This is a genomic window from Amycolatopsis sp. CA-126428, assembly GCF_002904335.1.
Taxonomy (GTDB): domain Bacteria; phylum Actinomycetota; class Actinomycetes; order Mycobacteriales; family Pseudonocardiaceae; genus Amycolatopsis.
This window is the reverse complement of record NZ_PPHF01000016.1, coordinates 131909-155324: the sequence shown is the minus strand read 5'-3', so window position 1 is coordinate 155324 and position 23416 is coordinate 131909. Positions and strand designations below refer to the sequence as shown.

Below are 23416 nucleotides of genomic sequence, written 5' to 3'. Positions count from 1 at the left end.
GCGGGGGTGGTCGTGCCCCTCGCCGGTGCCCTCGCGGTGGCCGTCGCCGCCGCGGCCCCGGCCGCCGCCGTGCCCGCCGGCTTCACCGACACGGTCGCCATCGGCGGCCTCAGCTCGCCGACCGCCGCCGCGTTCGCCCCCGACGGGCGGGTGTTCATCGCGGAGAAGAGCGGCCTGCTCAAGGTGTTCGACTCCCTCGCCGACCCGACGGCGACCGTGTTCGCCGACCTTCGCACACCGACCCAGGACTTCTGGGACCGCGGCCTGCTCGGGCTGGCGGTCGACCCGGCCTTCCCGGCCCGGCCGTACGTCTACGTCTCCTACACCCTCGACGCCCTGCCGGGCGGGACCGCGCCGAAGTGGGGCGACACCTGCCCGACCCCGCCGGGCGCGACCGACCAGGGCTGCGTCGTGACCGGCCGCGTCTCCCGGCTGACGATGGGCTCGGACGGGACGGCGGTCAGCGAGAAACCGCTGGTCACCGGCTGGTGCCAGCAGTTCCCCAGCCATTCGGTCGGCGCACTGGCCTTCGGCCCCGACGGCGCCTTGTACGCGGGCGGCGGCGACGGCGCCAGCTTCAACTTCGCCGACTACGGCCAGGTCGGCAACCCCTGCGCCGACCCGCCCTCGCCGGCCGGCACGAACCTGAGCCCGCCGTCGGCCGAAGGCGGCGCGCTGCGGTCGCAGTCCCCGCGCCGCGCGGCCGGGCAGCCCGTGCTGCTCAACGGCGCGCTCCTGCGCATCGACCCCGACACCGGCGACGGCCTGCCCGGCAACCCGTTCGCGAGCAGCACCGACGCCAACGCCCGGCGCGTCATCGCCTACGGCTCGCGCAACCAGTTCCGGTTCGGGTTCCGCCCCGGCACGAGCGAACTGTGGGCCGGTGACGTCGGCTGGAACACCTGGGAAGAGATCAACCGCGTCCCGAACGCCGGCGACGCCGTGGCCGAGAACTTCGGCTGGCCCTGTTTCGAAGGCACCGCACGCCAGGCCGGCTACGACGGCGCGAACCTCGACCGCTGCGCATCGCTGTACTCCGCCGGCGGCCAGACCGCGCCGTTCTACACCTACAACCACAGCGCCAAGGTCGTCGCCACCGACCCGTGTCCCACCGGCGGCTCCTCGATCAGCGGGATCGCCTTCGAATCGGGCAGCACCTACCCGGCCGAGTACGCCGGCGCGCTGTTCTTCGCCGACTCCTCCCGCGGCTGCATCTGGGCGATGCAGACCGTCGCCGGCCAGCCCAGTCCCACCAAGCTGGTGCCCTTCGTGACCGGCGTCAGCACGCCGGTGCAGGTGCTCACCGGACCCGGCGGCGACCTCTTCTACGTCGCGCTGGGCAGCGGTGAACTGCGCCGGGTGAGCTACGCCGGTGGCACCAACCGGCCGCCGGTCGCCGCGGCCACCGCGACGCCGTCCAGCGGGGCGGCGCCCCTGACCGTCCAGTTCGACGGCACCGGCTCCACCGACCCCGACGCCGGCGACACGCTCTCCTACGCGTGGGACCTCGACGCGGACGGCGCCTACGACGACTCCGCGGCCCCGCGACCCACCTGGACCTACACCACCGCCGCGGCGGTCGACGCCGGGCTGCGGGTGACCGACTCCCACGGCGCGTCGGCGACCACGACGGTCCGGGTGACCGTCGGGACCCCGCCCGGGCTCGACCCGGTGCCGGTCATCGACACCCCGGCCGCCACGCTGACCTGGTCGGTCGGGCAGACCGTGCCGTTCTCCGGGCGCGCCGTCGACGCCCAGGACGGCGAGCTGCCGCCCGCGGCGCTGTCCTGGCGGCTCGCCATCCGGCACTGCGCGGCCAACGGCACCTGCCACACCCACAACGTCCAGGACTTCCCCGGCGTCGCCGCGGGGTCGTTCGTCACGCCGGACCACGAATACCCGTCGTACCTGCAGCTGACGCTGACCGCGACGGACTCGACGGGCCGCACCGGGTCCACGACGGTCGACCTCCAGCCGAAGACGGTGACGCTGAACTTCACCTCGAGCCCCAGCCAGGCGATGCTCACCGTCGGCGGGACCCAGCAGCGCACGCCGTTCTCCCGGACGGTGATCGCCGGCTCGACCAACTCGATCAGCGCGAACAGCCCGCAGAACCTGCCCCCGCTGAACATGAAGTACGCCTTCACCAGCTGGGCGCACGGCGGGGCGCGGACGCAGAACGTCGTCGCGCCGCCGGCGGGGGCGACCTACCAGGCGAACTACCGGCTCTGCTGGCTGCTGCAGCCCTGCTGACCGGGATGGCCCGGCGTCGCGCGGCGCCGCCGGGTCATTCCCCGGGGTTCTTCGTCTTCTCGGCCTTCCTCGACTCCTTGGCGGATTCCTTCGCGGCCTTCGACGAGGACTTGGCCGCCTGCTTGGACTCCTTCGCGGCTTGCTTGTCCGGGTTGTTCCCGACGCCGTTGCCGTTGTTCCCGTTCCCGTTGCCGTTGTTGCCGTTCCCGGTGCCCGCCGCCGGGTCCCCGGAAGCCGCGGCTCCCGTCGACTCCCCCGCGGGCTGGGCGCCCGTCGGCTCCACACCGGAGGCCCCGGGCACGGTCGTGACCTGCGCGTCCGACGGCGACGTGACACCGCCCGGTGGGACGTCGGCGCGGGAGCCGGTCTGCGGCCCGGTCCGCACGGGCTGGGTCGTCGTGCCTTCGCCGCCGGACAGCGGCGGCGGGGCGTCACTCGACGTGCTCGCGCCGATCGTCACCGTGGTGACCAGGGCCGCGCCCGCGACGGCCACCTTCGCCGCGGTCGCCCATGACAGGACGGACGCGCCGGTCGAAGCGGCACCGGACCCGGTGGCGGTGAGCCAATGCGTCACGACCGGGATACCCAGGATGAGCGGGGCGACGGAGGCAGGAAGTTCCTCGTTGAGCTCCTGCAGGCCGGCGGCCAGTTTCCGGCAGTCCGCGCAGCGATCCAGGTGGGCGGTGATCCGGTGCGCCTTGTGGTCGGAGATGCCGTCGCGCACCCACCGGGCCAGCTGGGCGGAGACGTTCTTGCAGGTGCGCCGGCGCGCCTCGGGAACGTGCTGGTCCAGGTAGGCCTGGCGCAGGCCCTCCCGGGCGCGGTAGGCCAGCGCGGCCACGCCGTTCGGCGTCATCCCGAGGTCCTCGGCGATCTGCGCGGGCGACTCTCCGACGATCTCGGTCCGCCACAGCACGGTCCGCCACCGCTCGGGCAGGCTCGCGAACGCGTCCGCGGCGACGTTGGCGTGCATCCGGTCACCGACCGGCTCGTCACTCCCCGCACCCGGCGTCACATCCGGGACCTCGGCCACCAGCGAGACGGCCGAGTCGCGCCGGCGCCAGCTGATCATCGTGTTCCGGATGGTCGTCAGCAGGTACGGCCGGAAATCCTCGTCCGGCCCCTCGCCGGAACGCAGAATCCGCAGTACTCGGGTGAACCCCTCGGCGATGAGGTCGTCGCGCTCCGCCAGGTCGGCGGCGATCGCGGCCGCCACCCGGCGGGCAGCGGGGAGGTGCCGGTCGTAGAGCTCGCCGTACGCCGCGATGTCGCCACCGCGGACCGCCGCGATCAAGGCCGCGTCGCTCGGGACGTCCGTCGTCCCGGCCACCGCCGGCGCCACTTCGGTCACCACTCCCCCTCGCCGTGCGGATGCACGTGCAGAACGTCCCGAGATAGTCGCGCAACGAGTGACACCTGCGCAAGGTTGCGGCCGCGAAAGCACTTTCCGTGAATTGGCCGTTGCCGAGCGCCCACGCCGTCGACTTGTCACATCCCTGAGCGTTCAGGGGTGGCTTCCCGCCGCTTCGCGAACACAGCGTTGCCCCCGCGATTACCCGCGAGTAGAAGACAAAGGCGGCGGCCGGGCCGCCACCACTCAGTGTCCGATGTGGACGGTACCGGAGCCGGGAGCCGCTCCGGCACCGCCACCACCAGAAGGGTTTCCCCATGCGCAGAGCGCTGCTCGTGCTGCTGATCGTGCTCCTGCCGTCCGTCCTGCTCACCGGGACCGCCCAAGCCGGGCCATCCGCCGCCACCCCCACCGTCACGGCGGTGCCCGCGAACGCCGGGCGGGGCTGGCCGGTCAGCGGCGCCCAAGGCGTCCTGGACCTCGCCGCCCGCGGGTACGTCGAGGAGGAGTACCTTCTGTCCGGCCAGGCCGACACGTTCGACCAGGTGGGGCTGTGGACCGAAGACGGCCGCTGGGCCACCCGGGTGGCCACCACCGGCAACCCGTACACCACCCGGCTGGTCGTGGTGCGGCCGCGGGACGCCGCGCGGTTCACCGGCACCGTCGTGGTCGAATGGCTCAACGTCAGCTTCGGCGTCGACATCCCCGTGGACTTCTCGCAGTCCTACGAGCACTTCGTCCGCGAGGGCCACGCCTACGTCGGCGTGACGACCCAGAAAGCCGGTGCCGACAAGCTCAAGAGCCTCGACCCCGGGCGGTACGGCGCGGTGAACCTCAGCGGCGACGCGCTTTCCTACGACGTCTTCTCGCAGGCCGCGCAGGCGGTGCGGGCGAACCCGCAGCTCCTGGGCGGCCGGGCGGCGACGGTGGTGCTGGGCACCGGGCACTCGCAGTCCGCACTGAGGCTGACCACCTATGCCAACGCGATCCAACCGGTGCGGCGCGGCTACGACGGCTTGATGATCCACGGCCGGGCCGCTCTCGCCGCACCGATCGGCGACGGCGTCGTCGGCCCGCTGTCGGCCCGGATCCGCACCGATCTCGGCATCCCGGTGTTCATCCTGCAGTCCGAGACCGATGTCATCGCGTCGGCCTCGGTCCGGCAGGACACCGCCCGGGTCCGCACCTGGGAGGTCGCCGGCACCGCACACGCCGACCAGTACGGCCTGAACCTCTACAACGCGGCCAACGCCCGGGACAGGTCGATCAACGACGGCGCCCCGACAACGTGCGACAAGCCGGTCAACAGCATGACGTTCCGCTACGCGGAAAACGCCGCGTTCCGCTACCTCGACCGCTGGGCGCGCGGCGGCGCGGCCCCGCCCACCGCGACGCCGATCGCCATGCTGCTCAACCTCGTCATCCTGCGAGACGGCGACCAGAACGCCCTCGGCGGCGTCCGGCTGCCCGACCTCGACGTCCCGGTGGCGTCCTACTCCCCCAACAACAGCGGCGGCAACGTGCCGGGCGCGTGCCTGCTGCTGGGCACGACCACGCCGCTGACGCCGGCCCGGATCCGGCAGCTGTACCCGGACCACACCACCTACGTCGCGAAGTTCACCGCGGCGGCGGACCGGGCCCTGCGGGCGGGCTACCTGCTGCAGCCCGACCGCGACGAGGCCGTGGCCCGGGCGCAGGCCGCGCCGGTGCCGTAACCGTCCACAAAGGAATCCAGCGGGCCCGGCCGGCGGCCGGGCCCGCTGGAACCCGTTCCACCGGTCTCGCCAGCTGACAAACCGGCACCCATCCGCGTATGGTGTCGAAAACAGTAACATGTTCTAGTTTGACTGTGTGCCTTCGACCGGGCGCAGTCGACCGTGCGAAGGGGCCGGGATGGACGAACAGGCGATGCGGTATCCGAACCACCTCGGCCACCTGGTCGTCTCCGCCCTGAAACGCCACCGGGACAAGCCGGTCATGGTGCTGGGCGAGACCACGATGACCGGAGGCCGGACCGCCGAGCAGGTCAGCCAGTACGCCCAGGCCTTCGAGGCGCTCGGGGCCGGCACCGGCGCGCCGGTCGCGCTGCTGTCGCTGAACCGGCCGGAGGTCCTGCTCATCATCGCCGCCGGCCAGCTGCAGGGCTCGCGGCGCACCGCGCTGCACCCGCTGGGGTCGCTCGACGACCACGCCTACATCCTCGCCGACGCCGGTATCACCACGCTCGTCATCGACCCGGTCCCCGCCTTCGCCGACCGCGCCCTCGGACTGCTCGAGAAGGTCCCGGGCCTGACCCAGGTCCTCACCATCGGCCCGGTCCCGGAGAAGCTGGCCCACGTCGGCAAGGACCTGACGGCGGCCGCCGCGGCGTTCGACCCGCACCCGCTCGTGCCCGTCGCACTCCCGCCGGACCAGGTCGTCTCGATCACCTACACCGGCGGGACGACCGGCAAGCCCAAGGGCGTCATGGGCACCGCGCAGGCGATGACCACGATGACGCAGATCCAGCTGGCCGAGTGGGAGTGGCCCGAGGCACCGAAGTTCCTGATCTGCACCCCGCTGTCGCACGCCGGCGCGGCGTTCTTCGCCCCGACGCTGCTCAAGGGCGGCTCGCTGATCGTGGTGCCCAAGTTCGACCCCGCCGAGGTCCTGCGGATCATCGAAGAGCAGAAGATCACCGCGACCATGCTGGTGCCCACGATGCTCTACGCGCTGATGGACCACCCGGACTCGCGCACCCGCGACCTGTCTTCGCTGCAGACGGTCTACTACGGCGCGGCGTCGATCAACCCGGTTCGCCTGCGCGAGGCGATCGACCGGTTCGGGCCGATCTTCGCCCAGTATTACGGCCAGTCCGAGGCCCCGATGGCGATCAGCTACCTCGCCAAGGGCGATCACGACGACGCGCGCCTGGCGTCCTGCGGCCGCCCGTCGGCCTTCCTGCGCACCGCGCTGCTCGACGCGGACGGTGCCCCGGTGGCGCCGGGCGAGCCGGGCGAGATCTGCGTGGCCGGCCCGCTGCTCGCCGGCGGCTACTGGAACCTGCCGGAGGTGACGGCGGAGACGTTCCGCGACGGCTGGCTGCACACCGGCGACGTCGCCCGCGAGGACGAGGACGGCTTCTGGTTCATCGTCGACCGGGTCAAGGACATGATCGTCACCGGCGGGTTCAACGTGTTCCCCCGCGAGGTGGAGGACGTGGTGGCCGAGCACCCGGCGGTGGCGCAGGTCGGCGTGATCGGCACCCCGGACGACAAGTGGGGCGAGGCGGTGACGGCGGTCGTGGTCCTGCGCGAGGACGCCGACCACGACCTCGAGCGCCTCACGGGCGAGATCCAGGCGGCGGTGCGGGAGCGCAAGGGCCCGGTGCACGTGCCCAAGCAGGTGATCGTGGCGGCGTCCCTGCCGATGACCGGGCTGGGCAAGCCGGACAAGAAGGCGCTGCGAGCGCAGTACGAGCCGCGTCGCGCCACCGTGTAGGCCGTTATACGGCGGCCCCTCGCCCTCGTCCGTTCGAGCGAAGTGACCTGCGTTGTCACGGACCGGCGCGCAGTCTCGTCCCTGGGGATGTGCAGCCGTCCCGGGGCCACCGGGCGGCGCCGGGCGGAAGGAGCGGACATGAAGGTCGTCGTCATCGGCGGGACCGGGCTGATCGGCAGGAACGTGGTGACCGGGCTGGCCGGGCACGGCCACGAAGCGGTCCCCGCCGCGCCCAGCACCGGGGTGAACACCCTCACCGGTGAAGGGCTGAAGGAGGCGCTCCAGGGCGCGGACGTCGTGGTGGACGTCTCGAACTCGCCGTCGTTCGCCGACGACGACGTCATGGCCTTCTTCCGGACCTCGACCGGCCACCTCGTGGACGCGGCCGAAGAAGCCGGCGTCGGGCACTACGTCGCCCTGTCGGTGGTGGGCACGGACCGGCAGCCGGACGTCGGGTACTTCCGGGCCAAGGTCGCGCAGGAGGAGCTGATCACCGCTTCGGGGCTGCCGTTCTCGATCGTGCGCGCGACCCAGTTCTTCGAGTTCGCCGCCGGCATCGCGGACGGCTCGGCCACCGACGGCGTCGTCCGGCTGCCCGCCGCCGGCGTGCAGCCGATGGCGGCCGCCGAGGTGTCCGCGGCCGTGGGCCGGGTCGCCACCGGGGCCCCGATCGGCGGCATCACCGAGATCGCCGGGCCGGAGGTCTTCGGGCTCGACGAGTGGGTGCGCACGGTGCTGACCGCGCGCTCCGACCCGCGGCAGGTGGTCACCGACCCGGCGGCGCCGTACTTCGGCGCGGTGCCGGGGCCGGAGGACCTCCTGCCGGGACCCGGGGCGCGGCTGGCGGAGACCACGCTCGCCGAGTGGCTCGCCCAGCCCTGACGGCTACACCCCGTCGTGGTCCGGGTCGGCGTTGAGCACGATGCAGCCGACGTACCCGTCGCGGGCCCGGGTCACCTTCAGCAGCATGCTCGGCTGGTAGATCGAGTCACCGTCGTTGAAGGTGTCGCGGCCGGTGTGCTGCGCGTAGGGCTCGGTGGCGAAAACCCGCGTGTTCAGCGTTTCGTCGAACATCAACTGCGTGGTGAGCGTCTTCTCGTTGCCGACGTGCACCATCACGTGGACGTGGACGGTCCGGCCTCGGTACCAGCCCGGCCAGATCGTCGTGAACTCGACGATCCCGCGCTGGTTGGTGACCTGGGCGCCGCGCAGGTACCGCTTGTCGTCGGTGGGGACGAGGTCGGTGTCCCCGCCACCACCGCCGCCCGGCGGCGGCGAGCCGGTCGGCGGCGTCCCGGTCGGCGGCGTCCCGGTCGGCGGGGTGCCGCCCCCGCCGCCGGAGGCCGCTTCCGCGCCGGAGTACAGGCCACCCGCGTCGCAGTGCCAGATCTCGACCACCGCGTGCGGGATCGGCTGGCACGTCTCGCTGTCCTGAACCTGCAGGGCGAGGCGCAGCTTCGTGCCCTGCTTGTCCTCGCGGATGTCACTGCGGATCTTGTCGGCGTCGAAGTAGTACGGCCCCTGTGTGGTGGACGCGGTGAGGGTGCACGTCCGCGCGCCGGTGAACAGGGCGGTGAGGTCGGCGTCGGTGACCGCCTGCAGCGCGACCGTCTCCCCGCTGGACGTCGTGACCGTGCTCTTACCGGCGCACGCCGCGACGAGCGCGCCCAAGCCGACCGAGCTCACGCCGGCGAGCATCCGGCGCCGGCTGACGCGTTGCCCCTCGTGATCGTTTCCCATGCCTGTCCTTTCCCTCGTCCGGTGGGTAATGGCCGGTTGACTTCCGCCTGACCCGGCCTTGGCCAGCGTGGCGAGGGCGGCTGTGGCAGGCCTGTGGTGAAGCTGTGCGTTGCCGAGCCGTCACGGAAGGCGAAGAGGTACGCTCCCGTCAAATAGTCAACAAATTGAGTATTCGAGGTGAGGCATGAGCAGCTTCCGCAAGGCCGTCGAGGCACGTGATCCCGACGCCATGGCCGCGACGCTGGCGGAGAACGTCGTGTTCCGCAGCCCGGTGGCGTTCCGGCCGTACCCGGGCAAGGCGATCACCGCCGCCATCCTGCGCGGCGTGCTCCGCGTCTTCGAGGACTTCCGGTACGTGCGTGAGCTGACCGGCGGGGACGGCCGGGACCACGCCCTCGTCTTCGAGGCCCGGATCGGGGACGTGCGGGTCGAGGGCTGCGACTTCCTGCACCTCGACGAAGAAGGCCTGATCGACGAGTTCACGGTGATGGTCCGGCCGCTGTCGGCGGCACAGGCGCTCGCGGAGGCAATGGCGGCGCAGTTCGAGCAGATCCAGCGCGAAGCACTCAACTAGTTGAGTATGGCACTGCGGCACGCGCTGATGGCGGCGCTGCTCGAAGGCGAGGCGTCGGGCTACGACCTGGCGAAGGGGTTCGACGCCTCGGTGGCGAACTTCTGGGCGGCCACCCCGCAGCAGCTCTACCGGGAACTCGACCGCATGGCGGCCGACGGCCTGGTGCGGGCGCGGGTGGTCCACCAGGAGCGCCGTCCGGACAAGCGGCTGTTCTCGCTGACCGAGGCCGGGCACCGGTCGCTGCACGAGTTCACGGCCCGGCCGCCCCGCCCGGGGGTGATCCGCGACGAGCTGCTGGTGCAGGTGCAGGCCGTGGACGCGGGCGACGAGACGGCGGTCCGGGGCGCGCTGGCGGAACGGCTGGCCCGGGCGGAAGCCAAGATCGCGGGTTACGAACGGCTTCGCGCGCGCCTGCTGGACGGCCGCTTCGAAGACGACTACCTCGCCGGAGCCGAGCGGGTCGGCCCCTACCTGACGCTGATGCGGGGGTTGTCGTTCGAGCGGGAGAACCTGCGGTGGTGCGAGCAGGCGCTGAAGGTGCTCGACCGGCGGGCGGCCGCGCCACCGGCCTGAAGTGTCCGATGTGGACCGGTTGTACGGCTCTTGTACGGCCGCGTCCGACCATGGCTCCCATGTCATTGCACCGTCGATTCACCTACGCCGCGCTCGCCGCGGGGGTGGCCGTGGGCGTGCTCGCCACCCCGTCGGCCGCCGCCGCGGCCGCGCCGGCCACCCTGGCCGCCGGCCAGTACACCCTGACCGCCAACTACAACCAGTTCGACGCGGTGAACAGCGCTCTGGTCTCGGCAGTGGGCACCGCGGCCGTCCACACCGTGATGGAGAACGCGAACCACGACCGCACCGCGTTGCCGTCTTCGTTCTCCGTCGCCGGGCTCTCGACCGGGTTCCGGTTCGACAGCGGCGACAACTCCGACTGCGCCAGCTACCCGCAGGGCATCGCCACCAGCCGCGACGCCGTGGGGACGGCGAACGGCGGCAACTACGACGGGCACCAGCTCGTCGCGGTCAGCTGGTACTCCAAGGACGGCTGCGACGGCGACCAGTCCCGCAGCCGGATCACCCTGGTCGACTGGGACGCCGACTACCCGAACGCCTACCGCAAGATCCTGCTGGTCGAGCCGACCGGGACCGCGGACGCGCCGGACTTCAAGGACATCCCGATCCACGCCGGCGGCCTGTCCTGGTACGGCGACTACCTCTACGTCGCCGACACCGGGAAGGGCATGCGCGTGTTCGACATGCGCAAGATCCTCAAGACGAACAGCGGCGGCACCGCCGACCAGATCGGCCACCAGAGCGGCACCACGTACTACGCCCACAACTACGCCTACGTCCTGCCGCAGGTCGGCACGATCGCCTCGAAGACGACGTCGGGCACCAACCTCGCGTGGTCGTCGATCTCCCTCGACCGCGTCAGCAAGTCGATCGTGATGACCGAGTACACCTGCCCGTCCGGCTGCACGGACTACCCGAACCGGGCGCCGCGGGCGATCCGCTACCCGTTCGCGTCCACCGGCACCTTCGCCGCGACGACGACGGCGAGCCAGGCGTTGCAGCTGCCCTGGTACAAGCTCAACGGCGTGGCCTCGCACAACGGCCGCTGGTGGTTCAACTCCTCCGGTTCGAAGCAGCTCTACTACTGGAAGCCGGCGGCCGCCGCGCAGACGTTCTCCTGGGTGGGCAGCGGCGAGAGCCTCTCGTACTGGGAAGACGACACCAGCGCCGACCTGCTGTGGTCGCTGCAGGAAGGCGCGGGCAACCGCAACGTCTTCGCGGTCACCCAGGCCACCTACGGCGGTGGCTGAGCCGGCCCGAGCACGCACGGCCCGTCCGGGACAGTTCCCGGGCGGGCCCTTTTTCCGGCGCCCTGCCTGACCCCGCGAGGGTGTGGTTGTGCCACCCCGCCGCTGCGCATACTGGCCGCATGGAAGCCAGACGACGCCTCGGCGAGTTCCTCAAGACCCGCCGTTCCCACCTGCGGCCCGAGGACGTCGGCCTGGCCACCTACGGCGACCGGCGGCGGGTGCCCGGCCTGCGCCGCGAAGAGCTCGCCCAGCTCGCCGGGGTGAGCGCGCCCTACTACTCGCGGCTCGAACAGGGCCAGGCGGCCAACGCTTCGCCGGAGGTCCTGGACGCGCTGGCCCGGGCCCTCCGGCTCGACGACGCCGAACGACGGCACCTCCACGAGCTGGCCACCGGCGCCCGGCGGCCGTCCACGCCGCGTCCGGCGCCGGAGCGCGTCACCCCGGCCGTCCGGCAGCTGCTGGCCACCCTGGGCGACGTGCCGGTGGTCGTGCTCGGCCGGTTCAGCGACGTCCTGGCGTGGAACGCCGCCGGCCACGCGCTGTTCGCCGGGCACCTGGCGCCGGAAGCGCCCGAGCGGCCCGGTCAGCGCCCGAACATGGCGCGGCTGGTGTTCCTCGACCCGCACACCCGCGAGCTGTACGCCGACTGGCCCGCCAAGGCCCGCGCGGTGGTGGCGACGCTGCGGATGGCGTCCGGGCGGCACCTGGCCGCCCCCGGGCTGGCCGCCCTCGTCGGCGAACTTTCCGTCCGCAGCACGGAGTTCGCCGCGTGGTGGGCGGACCAGCGCGTCAAGGCCGGCGGCAATGCGGTCCACGAGATGCACCACCCCCTGGTGGGCCCGATGACGGTCACGCACCAGGCGCTGCTCACCGAGCAGGAGCAGCACGTCGTCGTCGCCACCACCGAGCCCGGCTCCGCCTCGCACGCGGCGATGACCCTGCTGACGCACACCACGGCCACCGCGCGCGGCACCTTGCCGGCGCGCGGCTGAAAAACCCGGTCCCGTCCGAAGGCACCCGCGAGGGAGGCCGGCTTCGACGTGCCCGGAAAACCCCACCGAGAAGGAAAAATGACCGAAATCAAGCTCGGGGACGTCACCGTCACCCGTGTCGAAGAGCAGCACGGCCCGATCATGCCGGCCCGGGACTTCTTCCCGGACCTGCCGGAATCGGTGTGGCAGAAGCACCGCCACGAGCTGGAACCGGACTTCCTCACCGCGGACGACCTGGTCGTGTCGTCGATGCAGACCTGGCTGCTGCGCAGCGAAGGCCGCACGATCCTGATCGACACCGCCGTGGGCAACGACAAGCACCGCCCGGCCGTCCCCGCCTGGGACCACCTCCGGCTGGACTACCTGGACCGGCTCCGCGAAGCCGGGGTCCGCCCGGATGACGTCGACCTGGTCGTGCACACCCACCTGCACCTCGACCACATCGGGTGGAACACGCGCCTCGACGGCGGCACGTGGGTGCCGACGTTCCCGAACGCGACGCACCTGATGCCCCGCGCGGACTTCGAGCACTGGGACCCGGCGCGCAACCCGGCCGTCGCCGGGGGCGTGAACGAACACGCCTTCGAAGACAGCATCCAGCCGGTGTTCGAGGCGGGGCAGGTCCGGTTGTGGGAGGACACCCACACGATCGACGCGAACCTCCGGCTCGAAGCCGCCCCCGGCCACACCCCCGGCTCCAGCGTGGTGAAACTGGCCTCCGGCGGCGATCGCGCGCTGTTCGCCGGCGACGTCCTGCACTCACCCGTACAGCTCGCGGAACCCGGGCACAACAGCTGCTTCTGCGAGGACCCGGTCCAGGCCCGCGCCACCCGGCAGCGCCTGCTGGGCTGGGCCGCCGACGAGCACGTCCTGCTCGTGCCCGCGCACTTCGGCGGGCACAGCGCGCTGGAGGTCGAACGCCGCGGCGGCGCGTTCGCCGTCACGGGGTGGGGTCCGTTCCCGCGGGGCTGATCGGGTGAGATCCGGATCACGTCGGCGCGGCCCGGCGGGCCCCGGGGGCCGGTTGCTGCCATCCTGTGCCGTCAAGAGCCTGTGCCGTCAAACGGCAGCGGACGAGAGGACAACCCCCGTGGGCATCATCGCCTGGATCGTGCTGGGTCTCATCGCCGGGGTGATCGCGAAAGCCCTCATGCCGGGCAAGGACCCGGGCGGCTGCATCATCACGATCCTGCTGGGCATCGCGGGTGCGTTCGTCGGCGGCTGGGTGGGCAAGACGCTGTTCCACACCGAGCTCGGCACGTTCTTCGACCTGCGCACCTGGGGCCTGGCCGTCCTGGGCGCCCTGATCATCCTGGCCGGCTACCGGCTCATCTTCCACCGCCGCGACTGACGCACCGGTGGGGGCACCGGACGTGGTGCCCCCACCGGCGGCGGCTCAGTTCAGGGTGACGCCGTAGGCGCTCAGCGCCTCGCCGACCGGCTGGAAGTACGAGCTCCCGCCGCCCTTGCCGGAGGTGATGCCCAGGCCGACGCTGCCGGCGAACAGGCACCCGCCGGAGTCGCCGGGGTTGACCAGCGCGTCGGTCTGGATCAGCTGGTACACCGAGCCTTCGGCGTAGTTCACCGTCACGTTGGTCCGCTGCACCGAACCCGAGGTCAGGTGCGTGGTGCTGCCGCTCTTGCTGATCCGCTGCCCGACGGTCGCGGTGCCGGCGGAGCTGATCCGCTGGGTGGTGCCGTTCCACAGGGTGACCGCGCCGGGCGCGCTGCCGGTGGTGTTGCGGATGAGCCCGTAGTCGTTGGTCGGGAAGCTCGAGCCCTGCGACGGGCCGATGTTCCACTGCGCCACCGCGCGGGTGCAGTGGCCGGCGTCGATGAGGTAGTTCTGGCCGCCGCGGCTGGTGTTGAAGCCCGCCGAGCAGCGGGTGCCGCCGCCGGTGATGGCTTCGCCGTTGTAGATCGCGGTGTGCAGCTCACCCGCGACCCGCTCCACGCGGACCCGGTCACCGAGCGACGCGGCCGCCTTCAGCAGGGCTTCGGTGTCCTTGGCGGCGTCGGCCACGGTCAGCACGACCTGGTTGGCCTTCGGGTCGAGCCCGATCGAGGTGTGCGTCACGGCCGGCAGCGCTTGCAGCGTGTCCTGCGCGCTCGCCAGCGCGGCGCTGGAGTGCCGGACCAGCCGGGCCCGCGCGCCGGCCTGCTCGGCCCGCTGGGCGGCGGCCTGGTCCAGCACGTTGACGACGGGCTCGGCGGCGGCGTCGAGGTAGCCGTCGGCGGCGCGCGACCCGAGGGAAGCGGTGACGCGCTGCAGGGTGCCGACGCTCGCCGCCTGCGTGCGCAGCAGGGCAACGGCGGCGGACTCGCCGATCCCGGCCTCCGCGGCGAGGGAAGCGACCGCTTCGCGCTGCACGGTGGCCGAGTAGCCGTCGATGGTGGCGGCGGAGACGGAGACGGGGCTGAAGAAGCCGATCGCCGCGGCGGCGGCCAGGAGGGTGGTGGCGGAGCGGGCGAGGAGGTGGTGTCCCGGGGACGTTCTGCGCATGCCGGTAACTCACTTTCGCGGTCGCGGGGCGAAGCCGGCGCGAGGGGTGGCCGCGCCGGGACGAGCCGGACGGGCCGGCCCGGCACCGGTGATCCGGTGGGTCGAGGGTGATCCCGCGCCGGGCCGCCGCGGTACCGACTTTCGTCGGACAGGACAAAAGATAGGTACCGGGCAATTCGCCCAGGGGTGTTCCGCGCACAGCAACCCCGCCACCCGCTCGCGGCGGCGCGGAAAACCGGGGGAATTACTTCGAACGTACGAGAACCGCGGGCCCGCGGTCCGTCAGAATCGGGTGGCCACGGCCACGACCAGGAAGGCCTCACCGTGCTCGCCGAACTCCCGCCCTACCGCGCCCTGCTGGTCGTCGACACCAAGGGATTCGGCAGCAACTCCGCCGCCACCCAGGCGATGGTGTCCGCCGCCATCCCCGACGTGCTGTCCCAGGCGTTCACCCGCGCCGGACTGCGCGAAGTCTGGGAAACGGCACTCTTCCCGCACGGCACCGGCGACGGCTACGGACTCGGCTTCGACCCCCGGTTCCTGCCCGCCGTGGTGACCCGGTTCTTCGACGAACTCCAAGCCGTGCTCGCCGAGCGCGACACGCGCCTGCGGGCGGCCGCGCGGTCGGTCCGCCTGCGGATGCGCGCCAGCCTGAACGTCGGCCCGATCCTCGAACCGGAGCCGGGCACCACCTCGGCGGCCGCCATCGGCAGCGCCGTGATCACCACCCACCGGCTGCTCGACGCCGATCCGGTGCGCGCGGTGCTGGAGCGCTCGGACCCCGACCAGACGTTCCTCGCGGTGGCGCTCTCCCAGCGGATCTTCGAGGACGTCCTGGCCGGCGAATACGCCCAGCTGCCCGCGACCAAGGTCGTCCCGGCCGACGTCCGGATCAAGGAGTACCGCGGCACGGTCTACCTCTACATCCCGAACCCGAGCGGCGACCTGCTGCGCCACGGCGCCGGCGGCGACTACGCCGAGGACCTGGCCGAGGCGAAGGCCGCCATCGAGGCACCGGCACCGGGCGGCACCACGAACATCATCAGCGGCACCACGCACGGAACCGCGATCCAGGTCGGCCAGGTGCACGGCAACCTCCACCACGGCTAGTTCTGCAGCGGCACCAGCTCCGCCTGGAACTTCTCCAGGAAGCCGTCGAAATCGGCGTGGCCGGGCCGCAGCACGAACTTCGACAGCCCGGCTTCGATGTGCTGCTCCACCAGCCGCCGGGCCTCCGGCCAGCTCGTCGCCACCAGGTCCGTCACCGGCACGCCGGGGCTGCGGCGTTCCGCCACCGCCGCGAGCTCGCCGGGGATCCCCCGGTCCGCCACGACCAGGCTGAGGCCGAAGTGGTCCTCCTCGATCTCGCGGCCCGCCTCCGCCGCGGCCCGCTGGATGGCGATGCGGGCGTCGCGTGCCTGGGCCGGCGTGTGGAAACTGCCGAGCCAGCCGTCCGCGAGGCGGCCCGTCCGGCGCAGGGCCGCCGGGGCCGCTCCGCCCAGCCAGACGTCCAGGCGTTTGGCGGGCCGCGGACCGAGGCGGACGCCGTCGGCCTGGAAGAACTCGCCGTCGAACGAGACTTCGTCCTCCTCCAGCAGCCGGCGCAGCAGCGCGAGCGACTCGTCGAACACCGCGGCGCGGCGGTCCGGCGGCACCGGGAACAGGCCGGTTTCCGCGGCGCGGGCCGGACGGAGGCCGAACACCGGCAGGACCCGCTTCGGCGCCAGCCCGGCCAGCGTCAGCAGCTGCTTGGCGACCAGCACCGGGTGCCGGCCCGGCAGGATCGCGACGCCGGTGCCGACCTTGAGCTTCGACGTCCGCGCCAGCGCGTGCGCCATGCCGATCATCGGGTCGACCTCGGGCGAGTAGACCAGCTCGGACAGCCACAGCGAGTCGACGCCGGCGTCCTCCAGCCGCTCCGCCAGCCCGGCGAACTCCGCCGGCCCGGTGCCGGCCGCGGGGGCGACGCCCAACCTGATCTTCAGCAACGGTTCCTCCCGGAAGGCTCTCTCCGGGAGCAACGCGCGGCACGGCCGGGAATTCCTCAGGCGGTCGCGTCGATCACCCGGGTCAGCACGCCGTGCAGGGATTCCAGCTCGGAGACGTCCATGCCGAGGGTCTCGACCACCTGGTACGGGATCTTCTCCGCCTCGGCCCGCAGCGCCCGGCCCGGCCCGGTCAGCTCGACCGTCAGCCGGCGTTCGTCCGAGCGGCTGCGGGTGCGCGTCACGTACCCGAGTGCCTCCAGCCGCTTGAGCAGCGGCGACAGCGTCGCGGGTTCGTGCCGCAGGGCCGCGCCGAGGTCCTTCACCGAGCGCGGCGACCGCTCCCACAGGGCGAGCATCACCAGGTACTGCGGGTGGGTCAGGCCGTACGGCTCGAGCAGCGGCCGGTAGATCGCGATCACGCTGCGCGAAGCCACCGACAGCGCGAAGCACACCTGCCGGTCCAGCTTCAGGGGGTCCTCACCCAGGTCGATCATGTCCTGATCCTCCTGTGTCGTCGGTCGCGCTAATGATTAGTGCACTAAGTATTAGTGTACACTCGAAGGCATGGAACGACCGAGTGTGCTCCGCTGGCTGGGTTACGCCGTCGGTGTGCGGCTCCCCGCGCGCTACAACGACTGGGCGTTGCACGATGCGACGTCGAAACACTGGCGGGCCCGGTTCGTGCTCCAGCGGTCGATCGGCATCGTGCCGCTGTGCGCGGTGTGGCTGCTGCTGCCCGGCTCGATCTGGCTGCGGCTCTCGCTGGTCCTGATGGCCGCCCTGGTCGCGTACTTCTACTCGTGCGCGTACATGGAAGAGAGCATCGAGCACCGGCTCGGCCGGCAGGGCTTCCCGCACCACACCGGCCGCCGCCTCCGCGCGGAGGCCGCCGAAGCGAAGAACGCCGAGGTGACCGCCCGCTACCTCGCGCGGTACCGGACGCCGTCGGAGGGTTAGTTACAGTCGGGGGACGATGAGACGCAAGCTCCGCCCGCCGATCCCGCCGCGCCACGGGCTCGAGCCCGCCCGGCTGAAACTGCCCGACGGCGAGTGGCCGACCCTGCTGGCGCACCTGGTCGACCGGTTGCCGCGCGTCGCACCGGATCGCATCGAGGAGATGCTGCGCGAGGAGCGCATCCACGGCACCGACGGCCCGCTCGGCGTCGACACCCCGTACGCGCCCGGCTCGTTCATCTGGTTCCACCGCGACCTGCCCGACGAGGTGCCGGTGCCCTTCGCCATCGACGTCGTGCACCGCGACGAGCACCTGCTCGTCGCCGACAAGCCGCACTTCCTGGCGACCATCCCGCGCGGGCAGCACATCCTGGAGACGGCGCTCGTGCGGCTGCGCCGGGAGCTCGACCTGCCGCAGCTGTCCCCCGCGCACCGCCTGGACCGCGTCACCGCGGGGCTGGTGATGTTCGTGATCACCCCGGAGTCGCGCGGCAAGTACCAGACGCTGTTCCGCGACCGCCGGGTGCACAAGGAGTACGAGGCGATCGCGCCGTACGACCCGGCGCTGACCCTGCCGAGGACCGTCCGGAGCCGGATCGTCAAGGAACGCGGGGTGCTCGCCGCCCAGGAGGTCCCGGGCGAACCGAACGCCGAGACGTACGTGGACCTGCTCGAGCACCGGGCCGGACTCGGCCGGTACCGCCTGGTCCCGGCCACCGGCCGCACCCACCAGCTGCGCGTGCACCTGAGCGGCCTCGGCATCCCGATCCTCGGCGACGACTTCTACCCGCGGCTGCACGAGAAACCCTTGGGCGACTTCACGAAACCCCTGCAGCTGCTGGCCAAGGTCCTCGACTTCGACGACCCCCTGACCGGCGCCCACCGCCGCTTCACCAGCACACGACGGCTGTCCGCGTGGGACGACCCCGAGGCCTGGGCGGCGCCCCCGGCGTGAACTTCGCCGGCGGCCGGCCCGGTGGTTGGATGTCGGCGTGGAATCCGAGAGATCATCCGAGCGGCTGGTGTTCTTCACCGACGCCGTCGTCGCGATCGCCCTGACACTGCTGGTCCTGCCGCTCACGGAGCTGGTGCCGGAGCTGGTCGCGGAGCACGCGCCCGCGAGCGAGGCGGTGACCCGGAACTGGGCGAAGATCTTCAGCTTCGTGCTCAGCTTCGCCGTCATCGGCCGGTCCTGGTTCACCCACCACCGCACGTTCGAGCACGTGCGCGCCTACAGCGGCCCGCTGGTGGTCGTCAACTTCTGCTGGCTGCTGACCATCGCGCTGCTGCCGTTCCCCACCCAGCTCATCGGCGCCTACCCGCCGGACCGCTTCACGGCGGTGTTCTACCTGGGCACCCTCCTGGCGGGCAGCCTCTGCCACACGGCACTGGTCCTGATCGTCCGGCGTGACCCGCGGGTCCGCGCGGGCACCGAGCCGATGTCCGGCGAGGCGGTGGGCAACTTCGTGCTGAGCACGGTGGTCTTCGCACTCGCGGTGGTCGTGGCGTTCATCGAGCCCGGCCTCGGCTATTACGCGCTGCTGTTGCTGTTCTTCCCGTCGATGATCAGCCGATGGGTACAGCGCCGGCGGCCGCAGCCGGCCTAGGGCCCGAGGTCCGGCGGCGCGGGCCGGTGGGTCAAGGCGATGTCGCCAGGTCGTCCCGCATAGCGCGTTTGAGGGCGCCGATAGCTCCGCTCACGGCGTCGAGCGAGCTGTCCCATTGTGGATCGGTGCCCACGTCGGGCTCGTCGAAGCGATCACGCAGGCGGCGGATCGAACCGAATGCCTCCTCGATCGGGCCTTCAAGCGCATCCGGTGCGGTGATCAGCATCTGGTAGCGCAGCTGGTACGCCCCGGACTCGCTGAGGGCCTCGCCGACCCTTCGCATGCGTTCATCCCCGGTGAGTGTTCCGTGGCGGCGCAAATCGCGTAGCTGGTGAGCGGCCAGTGACAGGGACGCGAGGTACTGACCGTAGAGCTCGCGCCGCGCGGCGTACTCGCGCGAGCGGTGATCCCGCCGCCAACGGGAGCGATCCACTGCCAGGGTGCTTCCGGTGCCCAGGATCGCACCGAACGCGGTGGCAACCAGCGTGCCCCAGTTCACAATCCCATGGTACCCACCTCGGCCGGCGGAGCCGGCGATCTTCAAGCCGCGCCACACGAGTGCGGCACGGCCTGAAGATCCCGAGACGGCCTGACCAGATCACCAACTACATAACAGCAGGTCAGCCCCTATTTCGCCTACTTGTGCCAGAACTTGATGCCGCTCCACTCCACCGTGATCGGCCCCTTGCCGCTCGCGGTGCGGTAGCTGCCGAACTTGTCGTAGTAGCTGCCGCCCGGGCTGGACACCGAGTCCTTCTGCGAACCGTTGATGTACACCTTGTGCGTGCTGCCGACCTGGTTGATCGTGTTCACCCGGACGCTGGTGCCCACGGTCGCGCCGGTGGCGATCGTCTCGCCGCCGTGCACGGCGTAGAGGCGGCCGCCCTTCTCCACCGCCAGCAGGAAGAACGGCCCGGCGCTGGAGCCGTCCCGGAACGTCTGCTTCAGGCTGATCCGGCTGCCGCCCATGCTGGTGATCTTGAACGAACCCTCGAACTGGTGGGTGCCGCCGGAGTAGGTGGTGTAGCGGCGTTCCGCGCGCTGGTCACCGCTGCCGGTCGAGCAGGTGAGCTTGAAGGTCAGCCCGGAGATGTCGCCGCATCCCCGCTCCTGCTCCGAGAAGCTCGGCGAATCGGCGATCCACGGACCCGTCCCGACCTGGGCGTCCGCCGCCGGGGTGAACACCGCGAGCCCCGTCACGACCGCCGCGAGCACGCCCGCACCGTGAAGTCTGCGCACCGTCAACCTCCTGTGTCACTCGAGGCGGCGGTCACCGACAACAGGTTCAGACCTTTGGTCGGCGTGGACACGACTGTACGAGTCCGGACCACGGCGGGCAAGACCCCACTTTTCCGCGCCGGGACGTGTCGGAAGTTTTCGGCCGCCCCGGTGTCGAATCCGGCTTCCCCCGTTCGACAGACTTGCAGAAGCCCGATCGACCACCGAGGAGCACCACCATGCGCACCCTGATCTCCAGCTCGTTCGTTTCGCTCGACGGCGTCGTCGAAGCCCCCGGCGGCGAACCGGGCTACCGCAACTCGGGCTGGACGTTCAAGGACATCGAGTTCGACCCGGCCGCCTACGCGATCAAGGGCAGCGAGCAGGAGGAAGCCACGGCGCTGCTGCTGGGCCGGGTCAGCTACGAGGCGTTCGCGCCGGTCTGGCCGGGCATGACCGAGGAGTTCGCCGGGTACAACGCGATGCCGAAGTACGTCGTGTCGGCCACCCTCGCCGAGGCGGACCTGGTGGACAACTGGGGCGAGACGACGATCCTGCGTTCGCTGGACGAGGTCGCGGCCCTGAAGGAGACCGAGGGCGGCCCGATCATCGTCGCCGGCAGCGCCACCCTCAACCGCGCCCTGGCCGACGCGGGCCTGATCGACCGCTACCACCTGCTGGTCTTCCCCGTCCTGCTCGGTGCGGGCAAGCGCCTGTTCAGCGAGACCGACAAGGACAAGCAGAACCTGAAGCTCGTCGCGAGCGAGGCCTACGGCAACGGCGTCCAGAAGCTGGTCTACGACGTCACGCACTGACGGGCCGCCGGGGGTCCGGCCGGTTTTCGCGATGCTCGGGTAGAACACCTGTTCGAACATCGTGTACGGTCGGACCCATGACGACCCCGGCCCTGCAGGCATCGCTGTTCGGCGAATCCGGCCCCGTCACGCTGCACGACCTCGCACCTCGCCGCACCGAACTGGGCGCCGGTGCCTGGGTCGACGTGCAGCCGGGCTGGCTCGCCGGCGCCGACGAGGTGTTCGCCGACCTCGTCACCGGCGTCCCGTGGCAGGCGGAGCGGCGCCGGATGTACGACCGCTTCGTCGACGTCCCGCGGCTGCTGTGCTTCTACCGCGAAGCGGCGCCACTCCCCCACCCGGTGCTGGCGGAGGCCCGCACCGCGCTGAGCGAGCACTACGCCGGCGAACTCGGCGAGCCGTTCCGCACCGCGGGCCTGTGCTACTACCGCGACGGCCGCGACAGCGTCGCGTGGCACGGCGACACGATCGGCCGCGGCAGCACCGAGGACACGATGGTCGCGATCCTCTCGGTCGGCACGGCACGCCAGCTGGCCCTCCGCCCCCGCGGCGGTGGCGAGTCCCACCGCTACGCACTGGGCCACGGCGACCTGATCGTGATGGGCGGTTCGTGCCAGCGCACGTGGGAACACGCCGTGCCGAAGACGAACCGGGCGGCCGGGCCGCGGATCAGCGTCCAGTTCCGGCCGCGCGGGGTGCGGTGAAAATCCGCAAAGGATGGACGCCGCCGTTCACCCGGCCACGGCCGGCCCGCCGAGGTTGATCGCCGGCGCGGGCGGCGGGTGGAAGCCGGTCAGTCCACCAGGACGGGCAGCTCGTCCAGACCGTACACAATGGACACCTGACGGAAGGAGAGGTCCTCCTCCGGCACCGCCAGCCGCAGGTTCGGGAAGCGGCGGATCAGCGCCGGGTAGGCCGTGCGCAGCTCCATCCGGGCCAGCTCCGCGCCGATGCAGCGGTGGATTCCGTAGCTGAACGCCAGGTGCGATGTCGGGTCGCGGGTCGCGTCGAACGTCTCCATGTCCGGGCCCAGCTTCGGGTCGCGGTCCGCCGCGGACAGCGACACCAGCACGATGTCGCCCTCGGCGATGTGGACGCCGCCGATCTCCATGTCCTCCTTGGCGAACCGGGGGAACGCCATCTGCACCACCGTCAGGTAGCGCAGCAGCTCCTCGACGAACCGGTGCACGGACTCGTCGTCGCCGCGGACGGCGTCCCTCGCCTTGTCGTCGCGCAGCAGCACCAGCGCGCCGAGCGCCAGCATGCTCGCCGTGGTCTCCAGGCCGCCGGTGAGCACGCCGTCGGCCAGGCCGGCCAGCTCGCGGTCGTCGATCTCGTCGCCGTGTTCCTTGATCAGCATGCCGAGCAGGCCGTCGCCCGGCTGTTCGCGCTGCTTCTTGACGATGTCGAGCAGGTACGTCAGCGACTCCGACATCGCGCCGAGCGAGGCGCCCGCGCCGCCGAAGAGGTCGAAGCGGGCGGTGCTCAGCCGCTGGAAGTCCTCGCGGTCCTCATAGGACACCCCGAGCAGTTCGCAGATGGTCAGCGACGGGATCGGCAGCGCGAACGCCTGCCACAGGTCGACCGGGCCGTCGGTGGCGGCCATCGCGTCGAGCTGGCCGGCGACGATCTCGTCGATCCGCGGCGCCAGCCTGTTCAGCCGGCGCATGGTGAACTCCGGCGTCAGCAGCTTCCGCAGCCTGGTGTGCACCGGCGGGTCCGCGAAGCCGAGCCCGCCCGGGTTCTGGTCGGCGGTCACGCCCGCGCTGCCGACGAGGTTGCCGAAGTCGCTGGAAAAACCGGTCGCCTTGCCGAGCACGGCCTTCGCCTCGTCGTAGCCGGTGACGAGCCAGGCGTTCATCCCGAACGGCAGGTCGAGCTTCCCGATCGGCGCCTCGCTCCGCTGCGCGGCCATCGCGGGGACCGGGTCGAGGCCGTCGCGCCGCAGCGGCAGCAGGGCCGAGTCCGGCAGGATGGCCGACATCTTTTCGAGGTCGAAGCCCTTTTTCGACTGCCGGGCGAGATACCGTCGGCCGACCCAGCCCAGGACCCGTGAGCGGAGACTCCCCATGCGACCGACAGTACCGTACTAGCCCGATCGGGTGACGGGGAGCG

24 protein-coding genes are annotated in these 23416 nt (G+C 71.7%); 16 read left to right on the top strand and 8 right to left on the bottom strand.

Translation table 11 applies throughout. From position 1 onward, the window contains the following. Positions 1–6: 6 nt before the first annotated feature. The gene (locus C2L58_RS04095) at positions 7–2253 is read left to right on the top strand and encodes a PQQ-dependent sugar dehydrogenase (RefSeq protein ID WP_103335946.1); all 2247 of its coding nucleotides are present in this window, start codon (positions 7–9) and stop codon (positions 2251–2253) included. Between the two features lie 34 nt (positions 2254–2287). Here the strand turns inward: C2L58_RS04095 and C2L58_RS04090 are convergent, their stop codons facing one another. Continuing rightward, positions 2288–3604, bottom strand: a complete 1317-nt coding sequence (locus tag C2L58_RS04090) for a sigma-70 family RNA polymerase sigma factor (protein ID WP_233225537.1) — start codon at positions 3602–3604, stop codon at positions 2288–2290. Between the two features lie 317 nt (positions 3605–3921). On the opposite strand from C2L58_RS04090, the gene C2L58_RS04085 reads away from it, so the two are divergent. The 3 genes from C2L58_RS04085 to C2L58_RS04075 all read left to right on the top strand — a co-directional run bounded on the left by C2L58_RS04085 (position 3922) and on the right by C2L58_RS04075 (position 7966). Beyond that, the gene (locus C2L58_RS04085; RefSeq protein ID WP_199191085.1) at positions 3922–5319 is read left to right on the top strand and encodes an alpha/beta hydrolase domain-containing protein; all 1398 of its coding nucleotides are present in this window, start codon (positions 3922–3924) and stop codon (positions 5317–5319) included. Positions 5320–5497: 178 nt separating this feature from the next. Then, on the top strand, positions 5498–7084 hold the full coding sequence (fadD8, locus tag C2L58_RS04080) for a fatty-acid--CoA ligase FadD8 (protein WP_103335944.1): 1587 nt from the start codon (positions 5498–5500) through the stop codon (positions 7082–7084). 138 nt (positions 7085–7222) lie between these two features. Next, complete coding sequence (locus C2L58_RS04075) at positions 7223–7966, top strand: SDR family oxidoreductase (protein ID WP_103335943.1); 744 nt, start codon at positions 7223–7225, stop codon at positions 7964–7966. Between the two features lie 3 nt (positions 7967–7969). On the opposite strand, the gene C2L58_RS04070 is transcribed toward C2L58_RS04075, so the two are convergent. Next, complete coding sequence (locus C2L58_RS04070) at positions 7970–8824, bottom strand: protocatechuate dioxygenase (RefSeq protein WP_103335942.1); 855 nt, start codon at positions 8822–8824, stop codon at positions 7970–7972. A 184-nt stretch (positions 8825–9008) separates the two neighbouring features. Between C2L58_RS04070 and C2L58_RS04065 the strand changes: the two genes are divergently transcribed. The 6 genes from C2L58_RS04065 (at position 9009) to C2L58_RS04040 (ending at position 13567) form a co-directional block, all read left to right on the top strand. After that, on the top strand, positions 9009–9398 hold the full coding sequence (locus C2L58_RS04065; RefSeq protein ID WP_103335940.1) for a nuclear transport factor 2 family protein: 390 nt from the start codon (positions 9009–9011) through the stop codon (positions 9396–9398). A 6-nt stretch (positions 9399–9404) separates the two neighbouring features. Beyond that, a complete protein-coding gene (locus tag C2L58_RS04060; RefSeq protein WP_199191084.1) occupies positions 9405–9971 on the top strand; it encodes a PadR family transcriptional regulator in 567 nt (188 codons plus the stop codon). Positions 9972–10030: 59 nt separating this feature from the next. Then, positions 10031–11224 (top strand): hypothetical protein, encoded by a 1194-nt coding sequence (locus C2L58_RS04055; RefSeq protein WP_103335939.1) that lies wholly within the window; start codon positions 10031–10033, stop codon positions 11222–11224. A gap of 119 nt (positions 11225–11343) precedes the next feature. Further along, positions 11344–12216, top strand: a complete 873-nt coding sequence (locus C2L58_RS04050) for a helix-turn-helix domain-containing protein (protein ID WP_103335937.1) — start codon at positions 11344–11346, stop codon at positions 12214–12216. A gap of 78 nt (positions 12217–12294) precedes the next feature. After that, positions 12295–13188, top strand: a complete 894-nt coding sequence (locus C2L58_RS04045; RefSeq protein ID WP_103335936.1) for an MBL fold metallo-hydrolase — start codon at positions 12295–12297, stop codon at positions 13186–13188. 118 nt (positions 13189–13306) lie between these two features. After that, positions 13307–13567, top strand: coding sequence for a GlsB/YeaQ/YmgE family stress response membrane protein (locus tag C2L58_RS04040; RefSeq protein WP_103335934.1), 261 nt, complete (start codon positions 13307–13309; stop codon positions 13565–13567). A gap of 45 nt (positions 13568–13612) precedes the next feature. Here the strand turns inward: C2L58_RS04040 and C2L58_RS04035 are convergent, their stop codons facing one another. Next, positions 13613–14719 carry a S1 family peptidase gene (locus tag C2L58_RS04035; protein ID WP_103335933.1) on the bottom strand — a complete coding sequence of 369 codons (1107 nt, stop codon included), beginning with the start codon at positions 14717–14719 and terminating at the stop codon, positions 13613–13615. 324 nt (positions 14720–15043) lie between these two features. On the opposite strand from C2L58_RS04035, the gene C2L58_RS04030 reads away from it, so the two are divergent. Next, complete coding sequence (locus tag C2L58_RS04030) at positions 15044–15829, top strand: hypothetical protein (protein WP_103335931.1); 786 nt, start codon at positions 15044–15046, stop codon at positions 15827–15829. Here the strand turns inward: C2L58_RS04030 and C2L58_RS04025 are convergent. Continuing rightward, positions 15826–16707: a TIGR03854 family LLM class F420-dependent oxidoreductase gene (locus C2L58_RS04025; protein ID WP_103335930.1), complete on the bottom strand. Its 882-nt coding sequence runs from the start codon at positions 16705–16707 to the stop codon at positions 15826–15828. The genes C2L58_RS04030 and C2L58_RS04025 overlap by 4 nt on opposite strands. A gap of 56 nt (positions 16708–16763) precedes the next feature. Then, entirely contained in the window at positions 16764–17201 is a 438-nt protein-coding gene (locus C2L58_RS04020) for a MarR family winged helix-turn-helix transcriptional regulator (RefSeq protein WP_103335928.1), read from the bottom strand. A 70-nt stretch (positions 17202–17271) separates the two neighbouring features. On the opposite strand from C2L58_RS04020, the gene C2L58_RS04015 reads away from it, so the two are divergent. The 3 genes from C2L58_RS04015 to C2L58_RS04005 are packed head-to-tail and all read left to right on the top strand — an operon-like array spanning position 17272 to position 19268. Further along, positions 17272–17664 carry a DUF5313 domain-containing protein gene (locus tag C2L58_RS04015; protein WP_233225536.1) on the top strand — a complete coding sequence of 131 codons (393 nt, stop codon included), beginning with the start codon at positions 17272–17274 and terminating at the stop codon, positions 17662–17664. 16 nt (positions 17665–17680) lie between these two features. Next, positions 17681–18616, top strand: coding sequence for an RluA family pseudouridine synthase (locus C2L58_RS04010; protein WP_103335925.1), 936 nt, complete (start codon positions 17681–17683; stop codon positions 18614–18616). A gap of 37 nt (positions 18617–18653) precedes the next feature. Next, complete coding sequence (locus C2L58_RS04005) at positions 18654–19268, top strand: TMEM175 family protein (protein WP_103335923.1); 615 nt, start codon at positions 18654–18656, stop codon at positions 19266–19268. 31 nt (positions 19269–19299) lie between these two features. Here the strand turns inward: C2L58_RS04005 and C2L58_RS04000 are convergent, their stop codons facing one another. Both C2L58_RS04000 and C2L58_RS03995 read right to left on the bottom strand, forming a co-directional pair. After that, positions 19300–19767 (bottom strand): hypothetical protein, encoded by a 468-nt coding sequence (locus tag C2L58_RS04000; RefSeq protein ID WP_146073522.1) that lies wholly within the window; start codon positions 19765–19767, stop codon positions 19300–19302. A gap of 137 nt (positions 19768–19904) precedes the next feature. Next, positions 19905–20483 carry a hypothetical protein gene (locus C2L58_RS03995; RefSeq protein ID WP_199191090.1) on the bottom strand — a complete coding sequence of 193 codons (579 nt, stop codon included), beginning with the start codon at positions 20481–20483 and terminating at the stop codon, positions 19905–19907. A gap of 242 nt (positions 20484–20725) precedes the next feature. On the opposite strand from C2L58_RS03995, the gene C2L58_RS03990 reads away from it, so the two are divergent. Beyond that, positions 20726–21301 (top strand): dihydrofolate reductase family protein, encoded by a 576-nt coding sequence (locus C2L58_RS03990; protein WP_103335917.1) that lies wholly within the window; start codon positions 20726–20728, stop codon positions 21299–21301. Positions 21302–21378: 77 nt separating this feature from the next. Next, positions 21379–22005, top strand: a complete 627-nt coding sequence (locus tag C2L58_RS03985; RefSeq protein ID WP_103335915.1) for an alpha-ketoglutarate-dependent dioxygenase AlkB — start codon at positions 21379–21381, stop codon at positions 22003–22005. 89 nt (positions 22006–22094) lie between these two features. On the opposite strand, the gene C2L58_RS03980 is transcribed toward C2L58_RS03985, so the two are convergent. Further along, entirely contained in the window at positions 22095–23372 is a 1278-nt protein-coding gene (locus C2L58_RS03980) for a cytochrome P450 (protein WP_199191083.1), read from the bottom strand. Positions 23373–23416: the final 44 nt, after the last annotated feature.

Excerpts from the sequence above, each read along its gene's own strand:
- C2L58_RS04075 (WP_103335943.1), top strand. The coding sequence starts at position 7,223 with ATGAAGGTCGTCGTCATCGGCGGGACCGGGCTGATCGGCAGGAACGTG.
- fadD8 (WP_103335944.1), top strand. The coding sequence starts at position 5,498 with ATGGACGAACAGGCGATGCGGTATCCGAACCACCTCGGCCACCTGGTC.
- C2L58_RS04045 (WP_103335936.1), top strand. The coding sequence starts at position 12,295 with ATGACCGAAATCAAGCTCGGGGACGTCACCGTCACCCGTGTCGAAGAG.
- C2L58_RS04010 (WP_103335925.1), top strand. The coding sequence starts at position 17,681 with ATGAGACGCAAGCTCCGCCCGCCGATCCCGCCGCGCCACGGGCTCGAG.
- C2L58_RS04015 (WP_233225536.1), top strand. The coding sequence starts at position 17,272 with ATGGAACGACCGAGTGTGCTCCGCTGGCTGGGTTACGCCGTCGGTGTG.
- C2L58_RS03985 (WP_103335915.1), top strand. The coding sequence starts at position 21,379 with ATGACGACCCCGGCCCTGCAGGCATCGCTGTTCGGCGAATCCGGCCCC.
- C2L58_RS03990 (WP_103335917.1), top strand. The coding sequence starts at position 20,726 with ATGCGCACCCTGATCTCCAGCTCGTTCGTTTCGCTCGACGGCGTCGTC.
- C2L58_RS04035 (WP_103335933.1), bottom strand. The coding sequence starts at position 14,719 with ATGCGCAGAACGTCCCCGGGACACCACCTCCTCGCCCGCTCCGCCACC.
- C2L58_RS03980 (WP_199191083.1), bottom strand. The coding sequence starts at position 23,372 with ATGGGGAGTCTCCGCTCACGGGTCCTGGGCTGGGTCGGCCGACGGTAT.
- C2L58_RS04020 (WP_103335928.1), bottom strand. The coding sequence starts at position 17,201 with ATGATCGACCTGGGTGAGGACCCCCTGAAGCTGGACCGGCAGGTGTGC.
- C2L58_RS04065 (WP_103335940.1), top strand. The coding sequence starts at position 9,009 with ATGAGCAGCTTCCGCAAGGCCGTCGAGGCACGTGATCCCGACGCCATG.
- C2L58_RS04070 (WP_103335942.1), bottom strand. The coding sequence starts at position 8,824 with ATGGGAAACGATCACGAGGGGCAACGCGTCAGCCGGCGCCGGATGCTC.
- C2L58_RS04050 (WP_103335937.1), top strand. The coding sequence starts at position 11,344 with ATGGAAGCCAGACGACGCCTCGGCGAGTTCCTCAAGACCCGCCGTTCC.
- C2L58_RS04085 (WP_199191085.1), top strand. The coding sequence starts at position 3,922 with ATGCGCAGAGCGCTGCTCGTGCTGCTGATCGTGCTCCTGCCGTCCGTC.
- C2L58_RS04060 (WP_199191084.1), top strand. The coding sequence starts at position 9,405 with ATGGCACTGCGGCACGCGCTGATGGCGGCGCTGCTCGAAGGCGAGGCG.
- C2L58_RS04055 (WP_103335939.1), top strand. The coding sequence starts at position 10,031 with ATGTCATTGCACCGTCGATTCACCTACGCCGCGCTCGCCGCGGGGGTG.